The organism is Oceanobacillus sp. FSL K6-0118, from assembly GCF_038006665.1.
Classification (GTDB): Bacteria; Bacillota; Bacilli; order Bacillales; family Amphibacillaceae; genus Oceanobacillus; species Oceanobacillus caeni.
This window is the reverse complement of the sequence record NZ_JBBOVR010000001.1, coordinates 2,318,584-2,344,057: the sequence shown is the minus strand read 5'-3', so window position 1 is coordinate 2,344,057 and position 25,474 is coordinate 2,318,584. Positions and strand designations below refer to the sequence as shown.

Genomic DNA, 25,474 nt, shown 5'->3' with positions numbered 1-25,474 from the left:
AAATGGTGATTAATAAGTGAAAACAGTATTTGATGTCCAACAATTATTGAAGAGATTCCACACTTTCATTTATACTGGCGACCGTATAGGTGATTTAGAACTAATGGAAATGGAAGTTGTAGATCTCCATAAATTGGAATTTATTTCTAACGAAGATTATATACAAGCAAGGCTTATTTTGAAAAAAGAGAAGTCAAGACTTACTTAGATAAAGGAGAAACAAATGGGGAAAATTTTGGTCGGGGTAGATATCGGTGGTACTACTATTAAGTTAGGTTTTATAAATTTAAAAGGTACGATTATAGAAAAATGGGAAATACCAACAAATACCGCTAACAATGGTAGTGCGATTGTAGATGATATTTGGAAATCCATTCATGATAAGGTTGAAAATAATGGTAATGGAATATATGGAATTGGAGTAGGTGCTCCAGGTTTTATTGATGTGAAGTCAGGATATGTTTCGGAAGCGGTTAATATTGGTTGGAAAGGAATGGATTTAAAACAGCAATTAGAAAAGAGATCTAATTTACCTGTATTTGTTCAAAATGATGCAAATATTGCAGCTTTAGGGGAATATTGGATTGGGGCAGGGCAAGGTTCTTTAAATATGATTGCAGTTACACTTGGCACTGGAGTCGGCGGCGGAATTATTGTAAATGGTTCAATTTTAAATGGAGAAAATGGAATGGCTGGAGAAATTGGTCATATAAAAGTTGAACCAGAAGGTGTTCATTGTAATTGCGGTGGTAACGGATGTTTGGAAACTATTTGTTCTGCTACAGGAATAAAAAGACAAGGGATGGATTCCATTTTAACCAATCCCAATTCTAATGTGGCTCAGTATTACAGAGACAAGGGAGTAATCACTGCAAAAGATGTTATCGATTTTGCCAAGTCGGGCGATGAAACATGTGTTGAAATAATTGATTACACCTGTGACGTTTTAGGTAAAGCTTTAGCAAACATCGGAACAGTAATTAATCCTTCTAAGATAATTTTTGGTGGTGGTGTTTCAAAAGCAGGGGAGTTCTTATTGGGAAAAATAGACAAGGCTTTTCGAAAATATGCAATTCCGAAGTTACATCAAATTTGTGAATTAAAAATAGCCCATCTTGGAAATGATGCCGGTATTCTCGGTGGAGCATTTTTAGTTAAACAAAGTTTAGAAGAGGAAAAATTCAACTAGTAGTGCCTTAAACCTCTAAAATAATTGTTTACATACAACCTTCCATATCGTTACATATAAATATTAAGAAATTGTAAAATTACTGAAACCTTTTTTAATTTTTATCGTCATATAATATAACGATAATTAGAAAATTAGGCATACCATTAGGTCGGGTTATACCTAAATTGGACTCAACCTGAAAAAGAGTTTTATCCTTTTCTAATTGTTTAAAATGACGAATTTAATGTGGAATGGTCTAGGGGGTAATATCTTTGAATGAAAAAAGACCGAGAATACCGTTATATATAACTGCTAGTTTATTATTTGGTATAAAAACATATATTGTTTACCGATTTATGTTTAATATTGAACTCGATAATTCAATGCAGGAATTTATATTATTTATCAATCCGTTTGTTTCTGCATTTGTAATGTTTGCCATTTCTGTTTGGTTTAATAAACCATCTAGACAAATGAAATATATTCGGTATACAGGATTTATAGCGTCTTTTATTGTTTTCGCAAATCTTGTATTCTATCGACAATTCACAGATTTTATAACAATTCCGCAATTATTTATGGGAAGTAATATGGCCGATTTAGGTTCTAGTATTTTAACATTAATAAAACCGTACGATTTCTTATTATTTATTGACACAGTTCTAATTTGGGTGTGGAGTAAACGAAAAGAAGAGTTCGTTAAAGTCTCTTATCAAAAAAGATGGAAAGTATTTGTGCTATCTTTGTCCTTGCTGTTATTAGCGGGAAACTTCCTACTTGCAGAAATGGAAAGACCACAATTATTTACTCGAGGCTTTGACCGTGAATATTTGGTTAAAAACATTGGATTGTTTAACTACCATATTTATGATATTGTGCAGCATTCCAAAGCAGAATCCCAAAGGGTTTTCGCTGATGGTAATGAGTTAAATGATATCAAGTCTTTTATAGATGATAATGTGCGAATAAACGAGAAATCGAATATGTTTGGAGCGGCAGAAGGGAAAAATGTCATTTGGATTAATGCTGAATCTCTTCAATCTTTTGTAATTAAAAATGAACTGAACGGAGAAGAAGTTACGCCGTTTCTAAATAGTTTAATAGAAGATGAAGATACGTATTATTTCGAAAACTTTTACGAGCAAACAGGACAAGGAAAAACCTCGGATTCTGAATTCTTAGTAGAAAATTCTATGTACCCTCTATCTAGAGGGGCTGTATTCTTTACACACAGTACTAACGAATATCATGCTACTCCTGAAATTATTAAAGATGAAGGTTATAATTCAGCTGTATTACATGCCAATAGTGGAAGCTTCTGGAATAGATTTCAAATGTACGACAGTATAGGTTTTGATCATTTTTATGATGAAAACTCTTATGAAATTAATCCGGATAACTCAGTTGGATGGGGACTAAAAGATAAACCATTCTTTGAGCAATCCATTAAACATTTACAATCCATGGATAAACCATTTTATGCTAAATTAATTACATTAACAAACCATTTTCCTTTTGAATTAGGTGAAGAGGATCGTTCGATTGAACCATATCATTCTAATTCAAATACACTTAATAACTATTTTCCGGCCGTTAGGTATATGGATGAAGCAATTGAGGAATTTTTTACACTGCTTGAGTCTACCGATCTCTACGAAAATTCAATAATAGTCATTATGGGGGATCACATAGGAATAAGTGCAAACCATAATAAAGCAATGAGTATGTATTTAGACAAGGAAGAAATAACCCCGTATGATCAAGTTCAATTACAAAGAGTTCCACTACTTATCCATATTCCGGGGGATGGAAACGGAAAAACGATATCAACCGTGTCTGGACAAATTGATATTAAACCAACGATTTTAAGTCTTCTTGGAATAGATACAAAAAATGATATTTATTTCGGAAATGACTTATTTGCTAAAAATAGGAAGAGTTACATTGCTTTACGCAACGGTGATTTTATAAGCAATGAATTTATTTTTACTGCAGGTACTTGTTACAATCGTGAAACGGGTGAGATAATAGAAGAAGATACGAATAAAGGTATAGAAAAAGTAAGTAGTTGTAACGAAATTAGAAATAATGTTGAAACAGAGTTACAGCATTCAGATGATTTGATTTATGGAGATCTACTTCGATTTTATGATTTTGACTGATTTTATCCCACCTAAGCAGGCAGTAGGACTCCCATTTCAGGCTTCAGAAACAAAGAAGGTGGGAGGGAGATCAACTACCCGTAAAGGTCTGATATGAACGACTAACCATCAGTGGGGATGAAGGAAAACCTCTACTGATGGAGGTCTTCTTTATGAAAATACGTGTAGAAAAAAGCTGCTTTATAAAAAGCAGCTTTTTTCAATGAATAAGAAGGTTATTAAATTTCAGCCTATTATACTTTTCTTTGGAAAGGACACGTCCGCGAAGCGCTAGAGGGCGCTTACACCTCTGTTCTTACCCGGCTAATTCGGAGATAATCGTTGCGATAGAAAAGAAACCAAATACTAACGCAGCAAGAGCGGAAAAGATTAGCGCGAACGCATTTTTATATTTCAGTTGGCGTACAACTGAGACTACCGCTAATAAGGCAACTAGAAGACATATTATTCCAAATACAATGTGTGACATTTTTTAAATACCCCCTTTTGCTAATTCTCCCTAATAGATAACCTTTGATTTGGGAATTACATTTATATTATTATGTAATTAAATATACATATTCATTTTATAGTAATATATGGATTTTGTCGAGGTATATACATGTTTTTACATATATATAAATTTATTTATTTGGAGGTATATCATGGAGGTTTTAACTTTATCTCTTGGACCTTTAGGAACAAATTGTTACATTATCATCTCTGCGGGAGAAGCACTTATTATTGATCCGGGTGGAGAAGCAAGTAAAGTAATAGAGATGTTAACAAGTAAAAATGCAACACCTAAAGCAATCCTATTAACTCATGCACATTTTGATCACATTGGTGCAGTGGAAGATTTAAGAAACCATTATAACATTGAAGTGTACTTACATGAAAATGAAAGGGATTGGTTACTAGATCCTCAATTAAATGGTTCATTTAAATTTGTTGGAAATGAGATTAAAACAGAAAAACCAGAACATTATTTATCTGAAGGGAATTTAACTATTTCGTCATTTATTTTTGAAGTAAGACATACACCAGGACATTCACCGGGAAGTGTAAGTTTTGTATTTGAAAAGGAACAATGGGTTTTCGGTGGAGACGTGTTATTCTACGGTGGTGTTGGACGAACTGATCTTTTAGGAGGGGACATGTCACAACTTATTCAATCGATTCAAAATAAATTTTATAGCCTTCCTGATGACTTTACTGTTTATCCAGGTCATGGACCTAAAACTTCTATTTTATTCGAGAAGAGTAATAATCCTTTTGTTCCATACCGCGTGTAAAGAGGATGTTTAAAAGGTCCGGTAAAAGTGATATTTCAAATATTTTCGTTCGTGCTAGCGGAACTTCCTAAAGCCGCCTGCGTCCTGTGGGTAACGTAGAAGTCAGCACATCCTGTACAGGTCCGTTCCTCATGTATTAACTGCATATGTTTCAGTACCGGAAGCATCGTCGCTTCGAGCTACCATGCGAAGGAAACGAATTAAAGGAAGGTCGACTAAAAATAGACTTTACGATCTTAGCCGACCTCAGTTCTTTTTATTCGGCTTTTTGAACACGCACATAAATGGAAAAATAAAAATCCTACACGAATAAAGTGTAGGATTTTTTCTGGCGCTCATTCTAGTGTCCGAACCCTGGTACTAGTATAAATTCGGAATACCACGTAAAGCCAATCATAAATACGGTACAATACGCTCCGAATAGGTACATATACATTCTTTCAGACAATCTTAAATAACCCAATGTAAGGAAAAACACCGTTTGAACGAGGAATAATAGCGCCGTTCCAACCATATCACCAACATAGAACATGACTGTGAATATACCTGTCCAAAAGGCAAGAACACGGAACATACGATCCATGCGATTTCCCCCCTTTTAAGATAACGTTATCAAACAATATTATAAACAAGATTTTCCATCTTGTAAATGAATCTGTTAATAATTTGCTAGTAAATTTGCAGAATAGGAACAACTATCACAACGATGGGCGAACATGTTTTCTTCCTCTATCAACTCAACTTCCGTAAATAATACTTCTAACATTCCTTTTATGAAGGCATAATGCATATCACAAATTAAAGGTTGATTTTTTGCTGCTAATTCTCCAAAAGGGCAGTTATTTACTTGAAATTTTATCGTATGCTTTTCTTCGTTGCAAAAGAAATTGGAATAGAGTCCCATCATAGTGGAGGCTTCTTCAAGAATGTTCAACTTTTGTTCCGTAGATAAATTTTTTGCATGAACACCATCCATAATATTCTTTCCATATTTTTCACCGATCGTATATAAGGTTTTTCTACCGATATCTCCCATTTCTGCTAAAGAATCGATAAGAATGGAGGAGAGGAGTTTATAGTCACGGTATGGAAAATTTAATTCAATAACTTTATTTGATAAGAAATAAACTTTATTTGGTCTACCACCTTTTCCAGTTTTTTTGGAATAGGATGTTACTAATTGAATGTCTTCTAATTTCGAAAGGTGTAGTCTGGCCACATTTGGATGAATATCGAATTCACCTGCAATTTCCGCAACGTTGACTTCCTTATGTTTTTTAAGCATATATTGATAAATATTGTAACGAGTCGGATCACTAAGTATACTTGTTACCTTTAGTGTTTGGTTCATGTTAAACACCTCACAATTTTTATATACTATTATTATAGTTGAAATATTATTATAGATGGGTAAACTAAATAAAATGTAATAAAATATACATAAGTAAAGAAAAAAAGGTCCTTTACGATTGAGTATCTACTATATTGGCAGTATAAGAAAAGGTGTATTTAAATTCTAATTCTTTAGTTGTGATGATGTATACAAAATCATATAGGTTTTCGGATTCTTCTGTTATGTGAATAATCACCTTTCCATCAGGGAAATCATATTGAACAGTTGAGGGAATAGTCGAATTTGTTGACAATATTTCTTGATTGAATTTCATTTGACTCATTTGAAATAATGTTTCGATACGAATATGTTCTAGATAATGGTCAGTGAGATATAGATCATTGCGATAAAGCAGAATACTAGATGTAATCATTATAAAAACTAGACTTACCACAAATAGTACGTAAGGTAACATGAACCCGTTTTGGTTTCTGGTAAAAGACAATAACCTTTTCATAAGTCTCTCCTAATGTATTTCTTATCCTTAATCGAATTCCATAGGGATTTGAATCCATTGATAATTTCTCAATATTTTGTAACAATATTTCATGCCCTTTTCTGTCAACTTGCCTGCGGATGAGGCTACCGTATTGTTCAATAAGAATTTCGGAATCATGTTGAATTAGTTTTAATTTATTTCCTTCTATCTTGATATCATTAGAAGAGATTACTTCATCTCTTATGAACTGAAAAAACTGTTGTGTTGATAGTTCGTTATGATTGGATGATAAGTGACTTGTTGATTGAAGTAAATAAGCGAACATCGGTAAGGTCATACTTACTATAGCTAGTGCAAAAAACATCGAAATATATGAGAATCCTTTTTCACTTTTTAGCCAGTCCTTCCAAACAAAACGTTTCATTTGTTTTTCTTGCATTTTCCCATTGTGCACATCCTTTAATGAACTTATTTTCTTCTGTGAAAGTGTATTGGACTATTCTTCCATTATAATTTCGTTTTGAAAAAGTGTTTGGTAACGATTTATTGTTCCAAATAAAGGGCTGTAATTCATCATGTAATTCGTATGCAATCGACCGTCGATCACTTAGAACTGTTTCTTCTTTTTTAATTTGTGTAATGATTGGCACAAATACCATTACTAAAATCATAAAAATTCCTGTTGCGATTAAAATTTCAATTAATGTAAATCCGTTAATTTTCGACAATATTCATTCTCCCTTTTCCTAGTGGAAAGACTAAATGATAAGTTGATTGATTTGTTCTTATTACTATTATTTTTCTGTTCACAATCGTTCCTGATGTTTTAAAAATAATATTATTATTTTCCCTAGTATCGATAGTAACCCCTTCAGGATAATATCGATTCAATATAACTTCTTCACCTTTTCTTAAGTTATAATGATCTTTAAAAAAGGTAATACGAACAAAATCTTCCGTAGTGGTTGAAAGATTTTGTAAATATAAAACATCTGATTCAAGAACCGTTAAAAATTGTTGATCTTGAATATTTTTTAAGCTAGGTACCTTGATGATTGGGCTAATTAGAACCATTATGGAAACTATTGCTAACACAAAAAGAAGCTCGATTAAAGTAAAACCATTCTTTTTAGTCTTTTGATCAATTACCGATTTTAACATTATTATTTCCATCTAATACTAGACTTTTTCCGTTTGGACATTTGGTTTGATCATTCGTTATATACCCTTTACTTTTTAAATCATTAATACTAGTCGGATAATCATTATTCTCTAGATAGTACGCATCTACTTGTCCTTGTACTAATGATTTTAAAGCGTCACATCCTTTTTCGTTTACTTCTGCACTTCTTCCACCTAAATTGGGAACGATAAGAATGATCAACACAGAAATTATCAACAAAACAATTAGCATTTCTACTAGTGTAAATCCACGATTATTATTAAACATTTGAAACCACTCCTTAAACCGTTTTAATTAATTGAAACATTGGCCACATTAATGAGATATAAATAAAGATAATAAGCCCTCCAATAATGATTAAAAAGATAGGTTGTACCCATGTTAAAATTTTTAATGTCTTTGCTTCTATATCTTCCATTAATAGCTCGGCATACACAGAAAGATCCATTTCTAATGCTTCCATATCTGTATCTTGTTGAAAGATAGAAATCAAGTGTTTGTCTAATAAGTGCAATTGAGACAAAACAAAACTTAAATGAATTCCTTGACTTAATTCATTGGTTAATAATGTGGAATAGTAAGAAATGATAGGGAGTTTTGGTTGGTTCGCCATATGTTGTAGAATTTCTTTAAAAGACATGCCGGTTTTAAGAAGGGAAGAGAAATGAGAAGCAAAAAAATAGGAGGTTTGCATCTTTAAGTAGTATCTATACAATGGGATTTTTAAATAAATTTTTAGTTGTTTTTGTATACTTAGTTTTTGTTGAATAAAATACCATAAAATAAAACAGAAACTGAACACTAAAATAGAAATGATGATGAAGGTTGTGACAAAATCGATTAACGTGACTGTATAATGGATAGATGAATTGGAATGGTAGTTACTATCAAAAATTTCAACAAAGGTTGGTAATACAGATTCTTTAATAAAGAATAGCAATGTAGAAAAGATAAAGATTAAAATTAATGGATACCGAATAATTTGTTTAAACTTTTTTGTATGCGTTATACGTTGCTGAAACATTTGTATTGCTTTTTCTAAGTTACCTTCTAGATCATTATTTGCTCTTACAAAAAATAAATATGATGTTATGGTCGGATGGAAATGGACATTTTCGAAAGCTTGATCAATGGTTTCCCCGTTTTTAAGGGAATCAATGATTTTAGTTGCATAAGTAGAGAGATGACTGTCCCATTTTATCTTTTCTAATGCAGTTAAGATTGGATAACCATTTTTTAATAAGCGTGACAATCGTTTTAGAAATCTAAGTTGTAGTTCATTATTCGGTCTCAACCTGTAATTCAAATAAAGTTTCTTTAGAGATAAATCCATATGCGTACGCCTTCTTTCTTAAGTGTTGAAATGAATGATAGTTTTTAATCTTTTTTACATCACCTCCTTTTAGCACATAATCGAGTATTTCTCCATCTAAAATTTCTAGAATTGCAGCACGTCTCATGACTTTTTTATTTATTTGTATTGGAACTAATTGGATAGAAGCCACTGCAATAAGAGTGTGTTGTAAGTCAATCTCCTTAATGTCTAAATCCCTTAAACGATGAATAGTACCGATTGAATTCTTCGCATGTAATGTGCTCATTACGAGATGACCAGTTAAAGCAGCTTCAAAAGCAAATTTTGCCGTATATTCGTCACGGATTTCACCAACCATGAGAATATCTGGGTCATGCCTAAGTGCAGCTTTTAGCCCTGTTTGATAAGTAATACCCGCTTTTTCATTGATTTGGACTTGGATAATATCTTGCATTTCTTTTTCGATGGGATCTTCTAATGATATGGTTTGATAGGAATCTTCCTGAAGAAGGGAATGAACTAAAGAATATAAGGTTGTGGTCTTCCCACTTCCAGTCGGCCCGGTAATCAGGATTATGCCTGATCGACGCTTTACCCATTTTTTTATTTGTTTGTACTGACTAGGAAATAAGAAAAGTTCGTTAAGGCTATGTGTTTGTTTTTGTGGGAGTACTCGAACAGCTAAGCTTTCTAATTGGTTGGTAGGGAGTGTTGAAAATCGAAGGGAGTATATCATGGAAGTATCGTGATGTTGGATTGTTCCGTTTTGTGGTTTTCGTGTTTCACCAATATCCATTCCGGAGCTAAATTTATAATAGGTAAGAAGTAGTTGATAATGATTCGTGGAAATCTTTTTATAGAAGACTCTTTTACCATTAATCCGGAAAAAAATATCGGTTTCCGTATTAAACGGGTAAAAATGAATATCAGATGCATGTTGTTCAATTGCCGCTGTTAATATGTTTCTTGAAAGTGTTATAGCAGAACTCAAATTTATTTCATCTCCTTTTATTTAATTGCTAATAGTCCTATTCGACATTATTTTTCAAATTCCTTCTTTTTTTTAATAAATATTTCAAAAACTTTTTGAATAGGTTTTCACCGATTAGTTAAATCTAAGGATATGGAGGTGAAGTTTTGAAAGGAAATGATTATATTAAATTTGTGACAGAGCAAGTTGTTTCTTATTTGGATTTACCAGCCGAAGAAAGACAAAAGCGTAAATTAGACCGTAAAAATACTAATTCCAACTTTTCCAATCATTGGTTTGGTGTGTTGCCATTTGCAATTAAATCGTTAAGAAAAAAGGCAGAATAGCATGACATATAGCTGTTCTGCCTTTTCCCGATAGCTCACTGTATAAGGGAATTTTTCTAATACCTATTCCGTTAAATAAAATATTCCGCCGTTAATAACTTCTTGGGAAATTACTGGATGATATCTCTCTTTAATTTCTTCTATCTCCTTTTCCATTTGTTCTAATTCCTCTGTCCTACCTTCATAAAAGTGTTGTACCGTTTTGATTTCTTCTTCTAATTCTTGTAATGACTCTAGAGCCCATTCATGTGTTTGATTTTCGATATAGGAGGATATTACCGATTCAATTCGTTTAAATCCACTTTGTAATTTAATTATTGGTGATATGGTATAACAATAATCAGAAATAGCCATTTGTAAAGGTAATTTCTGTAGATGGTCCATCATCTCTAATCGCATATTTCCGTTTACGAGTTGTAAACCAATAGAAATCATTTCATCTTTTTTCTGCTTTCCCTTATAACTCATTTTTAAATTTACTACTAACCAAGGGAATAGGGGGGTGTTTTGGTTTGACACTACTTTTTGAAAAAGCTTTGTATATTTTTCCTTTTCTTTAAGGTGATTAATAATTTGTTGTAATCTGGGACTTCCAAAGTGAATCCATTCCCCTTTTTCGTTCTTCTTATTCGGGTTTGTGATTAAGGTAAGGTCCATAGGCTGCCCTTGCTGTCCGATTTTTTTTATATAATGCCAATAAAAAGGGCGATTCATTAACGCTTGATCCATTTCTTCTGTTAATTGGATTTTTAGAATCCCATCTTTGTTTTCTAGTATTTGGCATCGATGTGACACAAAATAATCTTCTAAAAATTGATTTAAATTAGTGATAGCCATAATTTTGCCCCTCTTGTGATTGTTCCATTGAGCTTTTAATGATACTTGTTAGGTTATCCAATTTAATTTTTACTTCACCAATAGTTGACGATTCATTATAGATAGACTCTATTTCTGATTCCATATTTGAAATATTTAGTTCCTCTAAAATGGCATCAAGATTTCCGATTACTTGTTCAAATAAATTAATTTTCTCATATAGTAAAGTCATAATATGTTCTTCAATCGTACCTTTCGTAGCAAAATTATAAATTTGCACATCTTTTTCTTGCCCATAACGATGGATACGGCCGATTCGTTGTTCCAGGCGCATCGGATTCCAAGGTAAATCATAATTAATTAAGTGATTACAAAATTGCAAATTAATTCCTTCTCCGCCAGCTTCCGTTGCAATTAGAACTTGTGCATGATCTTGGAATAATTGTTTCATCCAATCTTTTTTTCCGCGTTTAAATCCACCTCGGAAAGGAACTGATGTAATTCCATGCTGCTTCAAAATCCATTGAAGATATATTTGGCTAGCACGATATTCTGTAAAAACAATAACCTTTTCATCACCGAACTGTTTGATTAGTTCCACTAATTTTTCTGCTTTTGAATGATGTGGAAGTTTTTCAATTTTCGAATTAACTTGTTCGATGAAGGGGTTTGGATTTGTTTCATTCAATTTTTTCAAGGAAAGATAACAAGCTTCTCGAGATGAGCAAATTTCTCGTAGAAAAGTAATCTTCGAGAAACTTGAAAACCCAGCAAAGGCTGATTCCAGTTCGCTATATACTTCCTTTTCTTCTTGCTTAAAATCAATCCAAACGGTTTGAATATTTCTTTTCGTGCTACTTAGCGTTGTATTTTGTCTTGTATTACGAATCATTACTTTTTGTATGAGTTGTTTCAAATAAGCATCCTGTTTGATTTTATTCCGATCTTTACCATAGTTTTCCAAAAAGGATTCATAATTGCCTAAATGACCAGGTTTTAAAATCGAAATTAAGTTAAAAATTTCTATTAATTGATTTTGAACTGGGGTTGCTGTCAATAGTAGACAATATTTCTTTTTTAACGATCGAACAAATTCATAGTTTTTTGTTTTATGGTTTTTAAGTTTATGCGCCTCATCGATTAGAATAAAATCATAATCAATATCTAAAATCTTTTCCCTATGGGGAGAACGTTTTGCTGTATCAAGTGAGGATATGATAATATTTTGGTCCCAACTATAATTCTTTCGATGTGCTACAGCTGGAATATAAAATTTTTCATTGAGCTCTTTGACCCATTGACTTACCAAAGAAGCAGGAACTAAAATAAGTGCATTTTTTACTAATCCACGAATCATGTATTCTTTTAAAATAAGTCCAGCTTCAATCGTTTTTCCGAGACCTACTTCATCTGCTAATATCGCTCTTCCATTCATTGTTTCAATTACTTGTTCTGCTGCTTCAACTTGATGATCTAAAAACTTGACATGAGGTAGATATTCAAAAGCTCTTAACCCTTTAAATTCGGGAGTAATAGTAGTTAACTCAGCATGGTACGCCATAGAAAAAAGTTCCCAACTAGAATATGGTCCGTCATTTTCCAAAATTGATTCTAATTCGGTTATAAATGTTGTATCTTTATTAACTTGAATAGAATCCATAAAATACTCCTTTTATTTAATGAATTTATAATTTTAGTTTTCAAAGTAATTGTAAGAAGTAATATAAAAATCGTTTTTACATATATTTTAGTATAACCAATAATATTTTTAATATGAGGACATGATAGCGAAGAATGAAGGTATTCTGGTAACAAGAAGTGTTGTAAAAAGGACAGATATTCTTTTTTAAGGAATTTCTGTCTTTTTTGGTATAGTGAACATTTTTAATGAGGGAGTGAGATTAAATCGAGAAGCTAAAACAAACGGTCATATACCCAGAATATAAACAGAATGGAGCTAGGACAATTGATTTTGAAGGATGGGAATTACCTGTTCGTTTTTCGACTATAAACGATGAACATGAAGCAACTAGATTACGAGCGGGACTATTTGATGTTTCTCATATGGGAAAAATAAAAATATCAGGTCCCAAGAGTTTAGAATTTTTACAACAGATGACAACGAATGATCTATCTAAGTTAACACAATCAAAGGCTCAGTATACGGTTATGTGTTATGAGAATGGTGGAACGGTTGACGACCTTATTATCTACATGGTAGCAGATTTTGAATATGTATTAGTCGTTAATGCGGCTAACACAATAAAAGATTATAAATGGCTGAATCAAAATAATAAATATGATTTTCAGCAGGTTCAAATTGAAATTGTTACACATCATTATGTTCAATTAGCTTTACAGGGGCCAAACGCTGAACGGATTTTACAAAAATTAACCAAAACGAACCTTCAGGAATTACGTTTCTTTGAATGTAAGCATGGAATTGACTTTTTAGGAATGGGAACACCAGCAATGATTTCCAGAACGGGTTATACAGGGGAAGACGGATTTGAAATTTATATTCACCCACAAGAGGGAAGAAACCTTTGGAAAAAGCTTTTACAACTTGGTATGGAAGAAGGGATACAACCAATAGGTCTAGGAGCAAGAGATACGCTTCGATTAGAGGCAGGATTACCTCTTTATGGTCAGGAGCTATCAAAAGAAATAACCCCTATGGAAGCAAATTTGAATTTTGTAGTGAAGCTAGATAAAGGTGTCGATTTTATTGGAAGGAAAACTTTAACAGAACAAAAGATGCAAGGACCCCAAAGGAAGATAGTTGGAATTGAAATGATAGAGAAGGGCATTCCACGGCACGGGTGTAACGTGTTGATAGACAATTCAATAATTGGTTATGTAACTTCTGGAACACATTCTCCTACTCTTAAAAAAAGTATCGGCATGGCTTTACTTGATTCCCAATATTCTTCTACTGGGATGGAAGTTAAAGTTCAAATACGGAATCGAGTATGTAATGCAATCGTTGTCCCTTTACCTTTTTATCCCATCTAAACGGGCAGTAAGACTCCCACCTCAAGCTTCCGGGGAAGTGAAGAAGGTGAGAGGGAGATCAACTGCCCATAAAAGCCCGATAAGTGCGACTAACCATCAGTGGGTGGATGAAGGAAATCCCCGCTGATGGAAGTCTTCTTTATTCACGGAGAAGGAGGCATTCCAATGAATTTTCGGTATTTACCTATGACGGAATCAGATAAAAATGAAATGTTAAAAGCAATAGGGATTCAGTCAGCGGAAGAATTATTTTCGGATATACCCCAATCCATCCGATTAAACAGGACTTTAAATTTAAAAGAACCAACAAGTGAATATCAATTGATCAAGGAGTTAAATGATATTTCTAGAAAAAATGCAAATTTAAAGGATTATGTATCATTTCTTGGTGCGGGCGTGTATGATCACTTTATCCCATCTGTCGTTGATCATGTCATATCTAGATCGGAATTCTATACTGCCTATACTCCCTATCAAGCCGAAATTTCTCAGGGGGAGTTACAAGCTATTTTTGAATTTCAAACGATGGTTTCAGAAATTACAGGTATGCCGATTGCTAACTCATCAATGTATGATGGTGGTACAGCTCTTGCAGAAGCAGTTAATTTAAGTGCAGCACATACGAAGAAAAAGAAAATCCTTGTTTCCCAATTAGTTCATCCAGAGTCAAGGGAGATTATCAAAGCCTATGCAAAAGGTCATAACTTAGAAATTATCGAGATTGAGGAGAAACAGGGGAGGACAAATCTTCAAGAGTTAGAAAAGATGGTTGATCATGAAACGGCAAGTGTTGTCATTCAATATCCAAACTTTTTTGGACAAATAGAACCTTTAGCGGAAATCAATAAGGTAATCAAGAAAGAAAAAGACATTATGTTCATTGTTTCAAGTAATCCCCTTGCATTAGGTTACTTCACTCCTCCTAGTGAATTTGGGGCAGATATGGTAGTCGGAGACATGCAAGTATTAGGTATAAAATCACAATATGGTGGACCGCATTGCGGATATTTTGCTACAACTAAGAAACTAATGAGAAAAATTCCCGGTCGTCTTGTAGGACAAACGAAAGATGAGAACGGGGTAAGAGGTTTTGTTTTAACTTTACAAGCAAGGGAGCAACACATTCGCAGAGAAAAAGCAACTTCCAACATTTGTTCTAATCAGGCGTTAAATGCTTTAGCTAGTTCTGTTGCACTAAGCTCCTTGGGGAAACACGGTTTATATAAAATGGCAAAGCTAAATATTCAAAAAGGAAGATATATGCTGCAGCAACTCGAAAATAACAATATAGAAGTAGTTTTTAAAACACCTTTCTTCAATGAAATAGTAATACAACTTAAAAAATCTGTTAAATGTGTAAACCGGATTCTTTTACAAAAAGGAATAATTGGTGGATACGATTTGTCGGATGAATATCCAGATTATCCAAATCATATGTTGATTGCCATTACAGAGACTCGCACAAAAGAAGAAATTGATCAATTTACAAAAGAATTGGGGGATATCAATGGTTAATAAAGATTACCCATTAATTTTTGAAAGGAGTCAGGAGGGAAGAACTGGTTGTAGTCTCCCAGAATTAGATGTACCAGAAACGGAAATAGAAGGCGATATCAATCCTGTTTATATTCGAAAAGAATTAGCTGAACTTCCAGAGGTCAATGAATTAGAATTAATTCGACACTATACTGGTTTATCTACACGTAATTATGGAGTGGATTCGGGATTTTATCCCCTTGGATCATGTACGATGAAATATAATCCGAAAATAAATGAAGAAATTGTAAAGCTGGATGGTTTTTCATATCTCCATCCCTATCAATTATTGGAAACTGTTCAAGGGGCATTGGAAATCATGTACGATTTACAATATGCTTTAAAAGAAATCACGGGGATGTATGAGTTCACTTTACAATCGGCAGCTGGAGCTCATGGAGAGTGGACCGCTTTAATGATGATAAAAGCATACCATGAACAAAACGGGGATTACGGTCGGACAAAAGTTATTATTCCTGATTCAGCCCATGGAACAAATCCGGCATCGGTAACAGTGGCAGGTCTTGAAGTAATAACCGTTCAATCTAATGAAGAAGGGTTAGTTGACTTAGAGCACTTAAAACAAGTAGTTGGAGATGATACAGCTGCTTTAATGTTGACAAATCCTAACACATTAGGATTATTTGAAACTGAAATTATAGAAATAGCCGAAATTATTCACGATGCCGGTGGAAAACTATATTATGACGGTGCCAATTTGAATGCCATTATGGGTTATACTAGACCGGGAGATATGGGATTTGATGCGGTTCACTTAAATCTTCATAAAACGTTTACAGGACCTCACGGTGGGGGTGGACCTGGATCAGGGCCAGTGGGTGTTTCAAAAGAGTTAGAGCCGTTTTTACCAAAACCTGTATTAAGAAAAGAAGGAAATGATTTTGTTTTTGACTATAATCGACCGAAATCAATTGGAAAGGTTAAGTCATATTATGGTAATTTTGGAATTAATCTTCGGGCATACACGTACATTAGAACAATGGGAGCGGAAGGATTAAAGAAAGTTAGTGAATATGCAGTGATAAATGCTAATTATATGATGAGGAAATTAAAAAAGGCTTTTGAACTACCATTTGACAGACATTGCAAGCATGAATTTGTCTTATCAGGTATAAAACAAAAGAAATTAGGGGTACGGACTTTAGATATAGCGAAGCGGCTCTTAGATTTTGGTTACCATCCACCTACAATATATTTTCCATTAATAATAGAAGAGGCAATGATGATTGAGCCTACCGAAACAGAATCGAAAGAAACATTGGATCAATTTATTGATACAATGTTGTCAATTGCCAAAGAAGTAGAAGAAACACCTAATATAGTACTGGAAGCACCTCATCATACAGTAGTAAAACGAGTGGATGAAACTACTGCTGCACGAAAACCAATATTAAGATATGATTGGGATTAACATAAACAAGAGGACAAAGGTTTGGAATCTTTGTCCTCTTTTTCATGGTATTTACTATTTGGTTTTTATTTTTCCAGTCCATTTTTTAAATCCGCCTTTAAGCTGGGAAATATCCTCATAGCCTTTTTTGTGGAGGATTTGTGCTGCTCTGGCGGATCTTGAACCACTTTGGCAATAAAGATAGACTGGTTTATCTTTTCTTAATTCAATTAATCGTTGTTTCAATTGTGTAACTGGAATATTTCTTGCTCCTAGAATATGACCACGATCAAATTCTTGAGGTTCACGTACATCTATTAGTTGAGCCTTACGATACCCTTTAATAAATTCTTCCTCTGTTAAGGTTTTTAGATAAGATCGTTGTCTGTAAAAGCGAAAAATTCCAAACGCAAGAATAACTAATAAAGCAATAATTAATAATTTCATTTTTTTCCCCCGTTTATTCTCGAATGTATAGTATTTATTATATGTTTAATTTGCTATTTTTTAAAGTTTTTTATATGATGTCTATTTGTAATGCCTATTAAAAATAGGTGGGTGAGTGTTTTAAATAGAATATATAAAAGCAAATAGGAAAAAAGTTTATTCCTTTGACTTTTCCTTCCAATTATATTGTTTTTCTCTATTTTTTAACAAATTTCATAGTTTTTCTAAGTTGACAAAAAGTACATATTTACTACAAAATACAATATATTGTGTTAGTTTTTAGATTAAGTACGATATATTGTATTAATATCATTTCAATGGTATTGTAAAATAGTATCATAAAAAACTACCTTCTTGGTAGTATAATTTTTTTAAGGGAGAAGATTCAATGACTACTTTTGTCGAGGGAAAGAATCGAATAAACATAGAATCGCTTAACAAAGACATAGAACAGTTTAGTGCTGTACATCCAATAACAAAAGATATGAAACTTACTCACAAAGGTGTTTCCCGTTTAGTAATGTTAGACCGTTATTCATATAAAGATACAACGAAGAAAACACTAAAAGTTGGGGACTTTGTTGTGCTAACGGTCAAAGCGGACCCTAAATTCCCGGCTAGAGGTTTAGGTTTTATCGAGTCCATTGATTGGAAAAGCAAAACAGCTGAGGTGAAGGTTGAACCGGAATATGTTTCTGTTTTAGATGATGAAAAAGAGATGAAAACAGGTGTTGTTAAACGTTCACTAGATACGATAGATAAGCCTTTAGAAGTTTATTATGAACAAATTGCTATGAGAAATGCGACAGGTTTATCTTCTGTCGAAATATCTGAGGATAAAAGGAAAGAATGGTTCCAAAAGTATTATGAGGAACTATCTAGCTTGAATTTTATTCCAGCTGGCAGGGTGTTATATGGTGCTGGATCCGAAACGGAAGTAACTTACTTCAACTGTTATGTTATGCCTTATGTAAGAGATTCACGTGAAGGCATTTCTGATCACCGCAAAAAAGTAATGGAAATCATGAGTAGAGGTGGAGGAGTAGGAACAAACGGTTCTACTTTAAGACCGAGAAACACACTGGCAAGGGGAGTAAATGGGAAATCTTCTGGCTCCGTTTCATGGTTAGATGATATTGCCAAGCTTACACATTTGGTAGAACAGGGTGGATCGCGCAGAGGGGCACAAATGATAATGTTGGTAGATTCTCATCCTGATATTATTGAATTTATTATTTCTAAAATGCAAAACCCTAGAATTCTTAGGTATTTAATTGAAAATACAGAAGATGAACAAATAAAAAAAATAGCAGAAGAAAAATTGAAATTTATTCCACTTACAGAGACAGAAGAAGATCTTTATCAAGGAATTCTTAACTACAAAAACATTCCTGGTCAGGGTGGTTTTTCAGATGCTGTATTTCGTGAAGCAGAAGAAAAATTAAGAACAGGCGGTACGTACTCTGTTCACAATCCAGAATTTTTAACAGGAGCTAATATTTCTGTTTGTATTACAAAAGAATTTATGGATGCCGTTGAAAATGATGATTATTATGAGCTTCGTTTCCCAGACGTTGAGAATTACACGGAAGAAGAAATGAAGGCTTATAACGAAAAATGGCATGAAGTTGGCGATGTTCGTCAATGGGAAGAAATGGGTTATGGAATTCGTATATACCGTCACATTAAAGCAAAAGAATTGTGGAAGTTAATTAATATTTGTGCAACCTATTCAGCAGAACCAGGTATTTTCTTTATTGACAATGCAAACGAAATGACAAATGCGAAAAGTTATGGACAACAAGTAGTTGCAACAAATCCGTGTGGTGAAAAAATAGCATAGTTTGCCTCACGTAAAAAATTGCGGGATAAAGCGGGAAGGCTGAGAATGCTAATCCGAACCGAAGGCTAGAAGTAAAGCTCTAGTCAGGGGCAACGCATAGATGGTGAACCTCATCTGAGAATATAATCCATCCACGAGACCGCAACATTACACACACCTTATCAAGATAATTTTAAGGGAAGAAGATATCATGAACCGAGGATATTCCTGTGTAATGAAAATGTATGCTGAACTTGCAGGAACTCAACTGTAAGAACTATTGGATAAAAAACCGATAGGATAACAAAATTGGAACAACCTCTTGCACCATATTCTGTTTGTAATTTAGCTGCTGTAAACCTTGCAGAGATGGCAAATAAAGATACGAAAACAGTAAACTTTGAAAAACTAGCACAAACGGTTAAAACGGGTGTGCGTATGCAAGATAATGTTATTGACGCTACTCCATACTTCTTAAAAGAAAATGAAAAACAAGCATTAGGGGAACGTCGAATTGGTTTAGGTGTTATGGGGCTTCACGATTTATTAATTTACTGTGAATCTGCATATGGTTCTGAGGAAGGTAATAAATTAGTTGATAAAGTCTTTGAAACAATTGCTGTAACAGCATATAGAACTTCTGTTGAATTAGCTAAAGAAAAAGGAAGCTTCCCATTCTTAGTAGGTAAAACAGAAGAGGAAACCAAACAATTACGTCAAGCGTTTATCAATACAGGTTATATGAAGAGAATGCCTAAGGATATTCGTGATGACATCTTAAAATATGGAATTCGTAACTCTCACTTACTTACCGTTGCGCCAACTGGAAGTACTGGAACAATGGTTGGTGTGTCAACTGGACTTGAGCCTTACTACTCATTTTCTTACTTTAGAAGTGGACGACTTGGTAAGTTTATTGAGGTAAAAGCAGATATTGTCCAAGAATATTTAGATCAGCATCCTGAAGTAGATTCAAATGAACTACCAGAATGGTTTGTAACTGCTATGGATTTATCACCTGAAGAACATGCTGATACACAATGTGTAATTCAGCGTTGGGTAGATAGTTCCATCTCTAAAACAGTAAATGCTCCAAGAGGATATACTGTTGAACAAGTAGAAAGTGTATACGAAAGATTGTATAGAGGCGGTGCAAAAGGCGGTACGGTATATGTAGATGGAAGCCGTGACAGCCAAGTATTAACCTTAAAAGCAGAAGAAAATTCATTTGAACAAACAGAACTATTTGAAGAAGATAAGAAACCGAAAGTTGTACTTGTTGACACCGTTCAAGAATTGGAAAAAACAAGCGTAACGATTGGATCTGAAGTAGGAAATACTTGTCCAGTATGTCGTGAAGGAACTGTTGAAGATATAGGCGGTTGTAACACATGTACAAGTTGTGGTGCACAATTAAAATGTGGGCTTTAAGAATTATAAGGGATTAGCTAATTAGCTAATCCCTTTTCTGTGGTATGATATTGTAGTAAATAAAACTTATTCACAAATAGTAAAAGCTTGTTTAACATATTTATTTCATGTATTCTTATTTACAGTAAACAATTTTGCCTGAACTTAAAAAAAGCGAGGGAATAGCATGCCAACTCCTAGTATGGAAGATTACATAGAAATTATTTATAATCTAATGGAAAAGAAAGGTTTTGTTCGTGTTTCTGATATTGCAGAGAAATTATCTGTTCACCCTTCATCTGTTACAAAAATGGTACAGAAATTAGACAAAGATAACTATTTAGATTACGAAAAGTATCGTGGGTTTGTACTTACCCCAAAAGGAAAAAAAATTGGTGAGCGTCTAGTATATCGACATGAACTACTAGAAGATTTTCTTGAAATAATTGGAGTAGACAAAGAAAATATTTATAACGATGTTGAAGGTATTGAACATCATTTAAGTTGGAATTCCATTGATCGTATTGGTGACTTAGTCCGTTATTTTAAGTCAAACGATGTAAGAGTGAACGAACTTAGAAAAGTGCAAAATGAAACGGAATAAAATAAAGAAAATTGTAGATATGGTTCTAAAAGTTTTTGCTCTTGATTAAGAATAAAAGTAGCATAAAGTTTTATGCGTCCTTTCTATGTATTAGAAAACAAGCATAAGGAGCGAACGGATGAAAATTGATGCTGTTTTTTCTGGTGGTGGAGTTAAAGCTTTTGCATTTGCTGGCGTATTAAAAAGCTTAGAGGAAAGTGAATTTGATTTAGAACGTGTTGCTGGAACATCTGCAGGAGCAATTGTGGCATCCCTTATCGCCTCAGATTACAAAATAGATGAAATCATTCAATTAACCCAAGAGCTTGATTTAAAAAAATTTTTAGATCCCCCCGCTCTAACCAAATATATCCCAATGAGTAAATGGTTGTTTTTATATTTCCAATTAGGTCTTAATAAAGGAAAAAAATTAGAAGATTGGTTATACCAAACATTAGCCCAAAAAAATATCTATACGTTTAATGATATTAAGGAAGGATATTTAAAAGTTGTCGTAAGTGACTTGTCCCTAGGAAAACTAGTTATTATACCAGATGATTTAGAACGTATTTACGGAATACATCCTAAGCATTTTCCGGTTTCAACAGCAGTAAGGATGAGCGCTGGGTTTCCTTATTTTTTTATGCCGAAGAAAATGCCAGGAAAAACAGATAAGAAAAGTATTATTGTGGATGGAGGCTTATTAAGTAATTTTCCAATGTGGTTATTTAATGACGGTGAACAAAGGGACACGAGACCAGTACTAGGAATTAAGTTTACAGGTTCCGTTGAAAAGGAAAATACTCCAAGGCAAATTAGTAATGCTTTTGATATGTTTACAGCTCTATTCGCTACGATGAAACAGGCGCATGATGCAAGATATATTTCAAAATCAGAGAAAAATAATATTATTTTTATACCAGTAGAGGGTGTAGATACAGTGAATTTTCATATTGATATAAAAGTAAAACAAGAATTATTCGATATCGGTAAAACCTATACCGATGAATTTTTAAAACATTGGCCTAAATAGACAAAAGACCGAACTTCTAAAAGGAAGCACGGTCTTTTCTTTTTGTTTTGTTTCCATCAATAACTTTTAGATGTCCCGCTGAACGTCTGCTTCGGTTTTTCTTAATAGGATTTGGTTGCTTTTTGGAAGTTAATTTCGCGGCATGAGTTGCTCTTACGTTGTCACTTTTGTATTTTGCTTTTGATTGGCGAACAGCTTTTTTATATTTCTTCATTTCATTAGAAGGAGCCTTCTTTCTAAGAAAAACGAAATAAATCACTGCAAATATAACTAAACCAAAGAAAATAGTTGTTAAAATACTCATTACAAACTTACCTGGCTGTGTGAAAAGTTGAGAAACTATGCCAATAACCCCTAACCCAATAATTACATAAAACAGTATTGACCATTTATTCCGAACCACAGAATCTCCTCCTTTTTTATTCGAACCTATTAGCAGGTAGGAAAGTATAAAAATCTTTCCTGTCTGGGGCTCCGATTACTCGGCCCACCGTGAAGATTTATATAAGTGCAACTAAGGCAATCACCTAAAGGCGACCCCAAGTTTTCTAATATATTTTGGAAAGCGAGTGTAGAACCATTCGAAAGAAAACAGTTGATATAATTCTAGGATATGTAAACTTTGATCAAATCATCCTTTATTACTAATTTTCCCCTGTTTTTTTAAAAATATTCATTATAAAATATCAAGTTGTTACAATAATAATTAATTTCTTATATTATATGCAGAAACTTGACTTTGTTTAATTTCATTTTACTAAATACTTAAGAACATAACTAGTTATTTATACCGGTCTATATGATTGGTTTTTATGTATTTGGTAATAATACTTGTGAGGTGATTCATATGAGTGAGAATAAGCAATTAGAACATAATAAACCTGAGAATACAATGTCTCTATTGAGTAGATCATTATTAACCGGTTTTATCGGGGGTATTCTATGGAGTACGATTGCTATATTTTTATATTATTTTAATTTTGTGGAAGTTTCACCTAAATCATTTGTTTTAAGATCCTGGTTGAAAACGGATTGGACTGACAGTTGGTTAGGTGATCTTGTTTCCATTATTATAATAGGACTTTTATCCATTGTCACGGCAATAATTTACTATGGTTTATTAAAAAAAGTGAAGACGATGTGGATCAGTGTTGTATATGGAATTATCCTATGGGGTATTGTATTTTATTTATTACAACCCATCTATACAAATATTCCAAAACTAGTTGAATTGAATACTAATTCTATTGTAACATCTTTATGTTTATTTATCTTGTATGGCACTTTTATTGGATATTCTATTTCTTATGATTATCACGATACCCAAGTAGAACAATTGTAGAAAAGTTTTTAAAGTTGTTTTTATAAGGAAAGCATTATTCAAATGAATATTTTTATGATAAACTAAAAAATAGTTAAATTTTAACAGTAATCTCATGAACGATGATTTTCATTAGGAAAGGGTGGGGGCATGGAAAGGTTATCCAAATTAAGAAAAGCTTTAAATCAAAATAAATTAGATGGAATACTTGTAACCAGTCCTTATAACAGACGATATATAACAGGCTTCACGGGTACGGCTGGGGTTGCAATTATTTCGGAAAGTGATTCTCGTTTTATTACGGATTTTAGATACACAGAACAAGCGAATGAACAAGCAAAAGAGTTTCAAATTATCGAGCATAAAACACAAATTGAACAAGAGTTAAAAACTCAATTAAAAGAAATGAATATAAGAAGGCTTGGATTCGAAAAAGATCATGTAACTTTTGGAGAATATGAATTATATAGTAAGATCTTAGAAGTGGAACTCGTACCGGTAAGTGGAATCATTGAGGAAATTCGTCTAATTAAAACACCAGAAGAACTAGAAATATTAAAGAAAGCAGCTAAAATTGCCGATGATGCTTTTGAACACATACAGGCTTACATTAAGCCTGGTGTGAAAGAAATAGATATATCGAATGAACTTGAATTTTTCATGAGAAAACAAGGTGCTACGGCTTCAAGTTTCGACACCATTGTAGCTTCTGGTTATCGTTCTGCCCTTCCGCATGGGGTAGCTTCAAATAAGGAAATCCAATCTGGAGAATTGGTAACATTAGATTATGGCGCCATCTATGAGGGTTACTGCTCAGACATTACAAGAACAGTAGCTGTTGGTGAAATCTCTGACCAATTGAATGATATCTATCATACAGTTTTAGAAGCAAACTTAGAAGGTGTAAAAGGAACAAAACCGGGTATGACTGGAAAAGAAGCAGACGACTTAACTAGAAATTATATCGAAGAAAAAGGATATGGAAAATATTTCGGTCATTCGACAGGGCACGGTATTGGCCTTGAAGTCCATGAAGGACCAACCTTATCCAAACGGTCTGACAAAGTTCTTGAGCCTGGAATGGTAGTAACGATAGAGCCAGGTATTTATCTCGCTAATATCGGTGGGTGTCGAATTGAAGATGATATCGTCATTACCGAAAACGGCAATGAACGTTTGACGTTTGCACCTAAGGAATTAATACAACTTTAGTATTTGAAACGGAGGAAAACATAATGATTTCAGTAAACGAATTTAAAACAGGCCTAACAATTAAAGTAGATGGAGATATATTACAAGTTATCGAATTCCAACATGTTAAACCGGGTAAAGGTGCAGCTTTTGTACGTTCAAAATTACGTAACTTAAGAAATGGAAACATCCAGGAAAAAACATTCCGTGGTGGGGAAAAGGTAGATACAGCACATATTGATAACAATAAAATGCAATATCTTTATGCAAGTGGAAATACCCATGCTTTTATGAATACGAATACTTATGAGCAAATAGAGATTCCTTCAGAACAAATAGAATCTCAATTAAAATTTATAAAAGAAAACATGGAAGTGAACGTCATCAGTTATGAAGGCGAAATCCTTGGTGTTGACTTACCTAATAACGTAGAGTTAGAAGTAATCGAAACAGAACCAGGTATTAAAGGTGATACAGCTAGTGGTGGTTCCAAACCTGCAACAGTAGAAACAGGTCTAGTGGTTCAAGTACCATTCTTTGTAAATAAAGGAGATATCCTAGTTATAAATACTTCTGACGGAAAATATGTTTCTAGAGCAAACCATTAATAAAGTTTTTAAGTGCGACTAACCATC

The 25,474-nt window shown here is 33.4% G+C and carries 27 protein-coding genes and 2 pseudogenes; 15 read left to right on the top strand and 14 right to left on the bottom strand.

Annotation, left to right across the window (positions count from 1 at the left end; all coding sequences use genetic code 11):
- Positions 1–16 precede the first annotated feature (16 nt).
- From MHI02_RS12065 to MHI02_RS12055, 3 genes are all read left to right on the top strand, one after another.
- Positions 17–208: a YqgQ family protein gene (locus tag MHI02_RS12065; RefSeq protein ID WP_047183826.1), complete on the top strand. Its 192-nt coding sequence runs from the start codon at positions 17–19 to the stop codon at positions 206–208.
- Positions 209–223: 15 nt separating this feature from the next.
- Complete coding sequence (locus MHI02_RS12060; RefSeq protein ID WP_047183827.1) at positions 224–1,189, top strand: ROK family glucokinase; 966 nt, start codon at positions 224–226, stop codon at positions 1,187–1,189.
- A gap of 254 nt (positions 1,190–1,443) precedes the next feature.
- Positions 1,444–3,333, top strand: a complete 1,890-nt coding sequence (locus MHI02_RS12055) for an LTA synthase family protein (protein ID WP_047183828.1) — start codon at positions 1,444–1,446, stop codon at positions 3,331–3,333.
- Positions 3,334–3,628: 295 nt separating this feature from the next.
- On the opposite strand, the gene MHI02_RS12050 is transcribed toward MHI02_RS12055, so the two are convergent.
- The gene (locus MHI02_RS12050) at positions 3,629–3,802 is read right to left on the bottom strand and encodes a DUF2759 family protein (RefSeq protein WP_083452615.1); all 174 of its coding nucleotides are present in this window, start codon (positions 3,800–3,802) and stop codon (positions 3,629–3,631) included.
- A 175-nt stretch (positions 3,803–3,977) separates the two neighbouring features.
- Here MHI02_RS12050 and MHI02_RS12045 point away from each other — a divergent pair, with 175 nt between their 5' ends.
- On the top strand, positions 3,978–4,607 hold the full coding sequence (locus MHI02_RS12045; protein WP_060669004.1) for an MBL fold metallo-hydrolase: 630 nt from the start codon (positions 3,978–3,980) through the stop codon (positions 4,605–4,607).
- Between the two features lie 340 nt (positions 4,608–4,947).
- Here the strand turns inward: MHI02_RS12045 and MHI02_RS12040 are convergent, their stop codons facing one another.
- The 9 genes from MHI02_RS12040 to comGA all read right to left on the bottom strand — a co-directional run bounded on the left by MHI02_RS12040 (position 4,948) and on the right by comGA (position 9,928).
- Positions 4,948–5,190, bottom strand: a complete 243-nt coding sequence (locus MHI02_RS12040) for a DUF2626 domain-containing protein (RefSeq protein ID WP_047183830.1) — start codon at positions 5,188–5,190, stop codon at positions 4,948–4,950.
- A 75-nt stretch (positions 5,191–5,265) separates the two neighbouring features.
- Complete coding sequence (locus MHI02_RS12035) at positions 5,266–5,958, bottom strand: helix-turn-helix transcriptional regulator (RefSeq protein WP_047183831.1); 693 nt, start codon at positions 5,956–5,958, stop codon at positions 5,266–5,268.
- A gap of 112 nt (positions 5,959–6,070) precedes the next feature.
- Positions 6,071–6,373, bottom strand: coding sequence for a hypothetical protein (locus tag MHI02_RS12030; protein WP_128715724.1), 303 nt, complete (start codon positions 6,371–6,373; stop codon positions 6,071–6,073).
- On the bottom strand, positions 6,360–6,878 hold the full coding sequence (comGF, locus tag MHI02_RS12025; protein ID WP_052771612.1) for a competence type IV pilus minor pilin ComGF: 519 nt from the start codon (positions 6,876–6,878) through the stop codon (positions 6,360–6,362). The genes MHI02_RS12030 and comGF overlap by 14 nt, the downstream gene beginning before the upstream one ends.
- Positions 6,826–7,167 carry a type II secretion system protein gene (locus tag MHI02_RS12020; protein ID WP_047183832.1) on the bottom strand — a complete coding sequence of 114 codons (342 nt, stop codon included), beginning with the start codon at positions 7,165–7,167 and terminating at the stop codon, positions 6,826–6,828. The genes comGF and MHI02_RS12020 overlap by 53 nt, the downstream gene beginning before the upstream one ends.
- Positions 7,154–7,600 carry a competence type IV pilus minor pilin ComGD gene (comGD, locus tag MHI02_RS12015; RefSeq protein ID WP_047183833.1) on the bottom strand — a complete coding sequence of 149 codons (447 nt, stop codon included), beginning with the start codon at positions 7,598–7,600 and terminating at the stop codon, positions 7,154–7,156. Before comGD ends, MHI02_RS12020 begins: the two co-directional genes overlap by 14 nt.
- Positions 7,581–7,889 (bottom strand): competence type IV pilus major pilin ComGC, encoded by a 309-nt coding sequence (comGC, locus tag MHI02_RS12010; RefSeq protein ID WP_047183834.1) that lies wholly within the window; start codon positions 7,887–7,889, stop codon positions 7,581–7,583. Before comGC ends, comGD begins: the two co-directional genes overlap by 20 nt.
- A gap of 13 nt (positions 7,890–7,902) precedes the next feature.
- Positions 7,903–8,955, bottom strand: a complete 1,053-nt coding sequence (gene comGB / locus MHI02_RS12005; protein WP_047183835.1) for a competence type IV pilus assembly protein ComGB — start codon at positions 8,953–8,955, stop codon at positions 7,903–7,905.
- Complete coding sequence (gene comGA, locus MHI02_RS12000) at positions 8,903–9,928, bottom strand: competence type IV pilus ATPase ComGA (protein ID WP_047183836.1); 1,026 nt, start codon at positions 9,926–9,928, stop codon at positions 8,903–8,905. Before comGA ends, comGB begins: the two co-directional genes overlap by 53 nt.
- 146 nt (positions 9,929–10,074) lie before the next feature.
- Here comGA and MHI02_RS11995 point away from each other — a divergent pair, with 146 nt between their 5' ends.
- Complete coding sequence (locus MHI02_RS11995; RefSeq protein ID WP_047183837.1) at positions 10,075–10,254, top strand: YqzE family protein; 180 nt, start codon at positions 10,075–10,077, stop codon at positions 10,252–10,254.
- Between the two features lie 63 nt (positions 10,255–10,317).
- Here MHI02_RS11995 and MHI02_RS11990 read toward each other — a convergent pair whose 3' ends face one another.
- Positions 10,318–11,091, bottom strand: a complete 774-nt coding sequence (locus MHI02_RS11990; RefSeq protein WP_047183838.1) for a YqhG family protein — start codon at positions 11,089–11,091, stop codon at positions 10,318–10,320.
- Positions 11,078–12,730: a DEAD/DEAH box helicase gene (locus MHI02_RS11985; protein ID WP_047183839.1), complete on the bottom strand. Its 1,653-nt coding sequence runs from the start codon at positions 12,728–12,730 to the stop codon at positions 11,078–11,080. The genes MHI02_RS11990 and MHI02_RS11985 overlap by 14 nt, the downstream gene beginning before the upstream one ends.
- Positions 12,731–12,975: 245 nt before the next feature.
- Between MHI02_RS11985 and gcvT the strand changes: the two genes are divergently transcribed.
- The 3 genes from gcvT to gcvPB all read left to right on the top strand — a co-directional run bounded on the left by gcvT (position 12,976) and on the right by gcvPB (position 17,053).
- Positions 12,976–14,085 carry a glycine cleavage system aminomethyltransferase GcvT gene (gene gcvT / locus MHI02_RS11980; RefSeq protein ID WP_047183840.1) on the top strand — a complete coding sequence of 370 codons (1,110 nt, stop codon included), beginning with the start codon at positions 12,976–12,978 and terminating at the stop codon, positions 14,083–14,085.
- Between the two features lie 165 nt (positions 14,086–14,250).
- Complete coding sequence (gene gcvPA, locus MHI02_RS11975; protein ID WP_204798574.1) at positions 14,251–15,600, top strand: aminomethyl-transferring glycine dehydrogenase subunit GcvPA; 1,350 nt, start codon at positions 14,251–14,253, stop codon at positions 15,598–15,600.
- Positions 15,593–17,053: an aminomethyl-transferring glycine dehydrogenase subunit GcvPB gene (gene gcvPB / locus MHI02_RS11970; RefSeq protein WP_257456625.1), complete on the top strand. Its 1,461-nt coding sequence runs from the start codon at positions 15,593–15,595 to the stop codon at positions 17,051–17,053. Before gcvPA ends, gcvPB begins: the two co-directional genes overlap by 8 nt.
- A 54-nt stretch (positions 17,054–17,107) precedes the next feature.
- Here the strand turns inward: gcvPB and MHI02_RS11965 are convergent, their stop codons facing one another.
- Positions 17,108–17,479 (bottom strand): rhodanese-like domain-containing protein, encoded by a 372-nt coding sequence (locus MHI02_RS11965; RefSeq protein ID WP_047183843.1) that lies wholly within the window; start codon positions 17,477–17,479, stop codon positions 17,108–17,110.
- Positions 17,480–17,867: 388 nt separating this feature from the next.
- Here MHI02_RS11965 and MHI02_RS11960 point away from each other — a divergent pair.
- From MHI02_RS11960 to MHI02_RS11945, 4 genes and pseudogenes are all read left to right on the top strand, one after another.
- Positions 17,868–19,313 (top strand): annotated as a pseudogene (locus MHI02_RS11960) (vitamin B12-dependent ribonucleotide reductase); the annotation flags it as partial.
- Positions 19,314–19,613: 300 nt separating this feature from the next.
- Positions 19,614–20,732 (top strand): annotated as a pseudogene (locus tag MHI02_RS11955) (vitamin B12-dependent ribonucleotide reductase); the annotation flags it as partial.
- 166 nt (positions 20,733–20,898) lie between these two features.
- Positions 20,899–21,315, top strand: a complete 417-nt coding sequence (gene mntR / locus MHI02_RS11950) for a transcriptional regulator MntR (protein WP_047183844.1) — start codon at positions 20,899–20,901, stop codon at positions 21,313–21,315.
- 118 nt (positions 21,316–21,433) lie between these two features.
- Positions 21,434–22,327: a patatin-like phospholipase family protein gene (locus tag MHI02_RS11945; RefSeq protein ID WP_047183845.1), complete on the top strand. Its 894-nt coding sequence runs from the start codon at positions 21,434–21,436 to the stop codon at positions 22,325–22,327.
- Between the two features lie 16 nt (positions 22,328–22,343).
- Here the strand turns inward: MHI02_RS11945 and MHI02_RS11940 are convergent, their stop codons facing one another.
- Entirely contained in the window at positions 22,344–22,730 is a 387-nt protein-coding gene (locus tag MHI02_RS11940; protein ID WP_060668136.1) for an SA1362 family protein, read from the bottom strand.
- Positions 22,731–23,174: 444 nt separating this feature from the next.
- Here MHI02_RS11940 and MHI02_RS11935 point away from each other — a divergent pair, with 444 nt between their 5' ends.
- From MHI02_RS11935 to efp, 3 genes are all read left to right on the top strand, one after another.
- Positions 23,175–23,669: a YqhR family membrane protein gene (locus tag MHI02_RS11935; protein ID WP_047183847.1), complete on the top strand. Its 495-nt coding sequence runs from the start codon at positions 23,175–23,177 to the stop codon at positions 23,667–23,669.
- A gap of 129 nt (positions 23,670–23,798) precedes the next feature.
- Positions 23,799–24,860, top strand: a complete 1,062-nt coding sequence (locus MHI02_RS11930; protein WP_047183848.1) for a M24 family metallopeptidase — start codon at positions 23,799–23,801, stop codon at positions 24,858–24,860.
- Between the two features lie 23 nt (positions 24,861–24,883).
- Positions 24,884–25,447 (top strand): elongation factor P, encoded by a 564-nt coding sequence (gene efp, locus MHI02_RS11925; protein WP_047183849.1) that lies wholly within the window; start codon positions 24,884–24,886, stop codon positions 25,445–25,447.
- Positions 25,448–25,474: the final 27 nt, after the last annotated feature.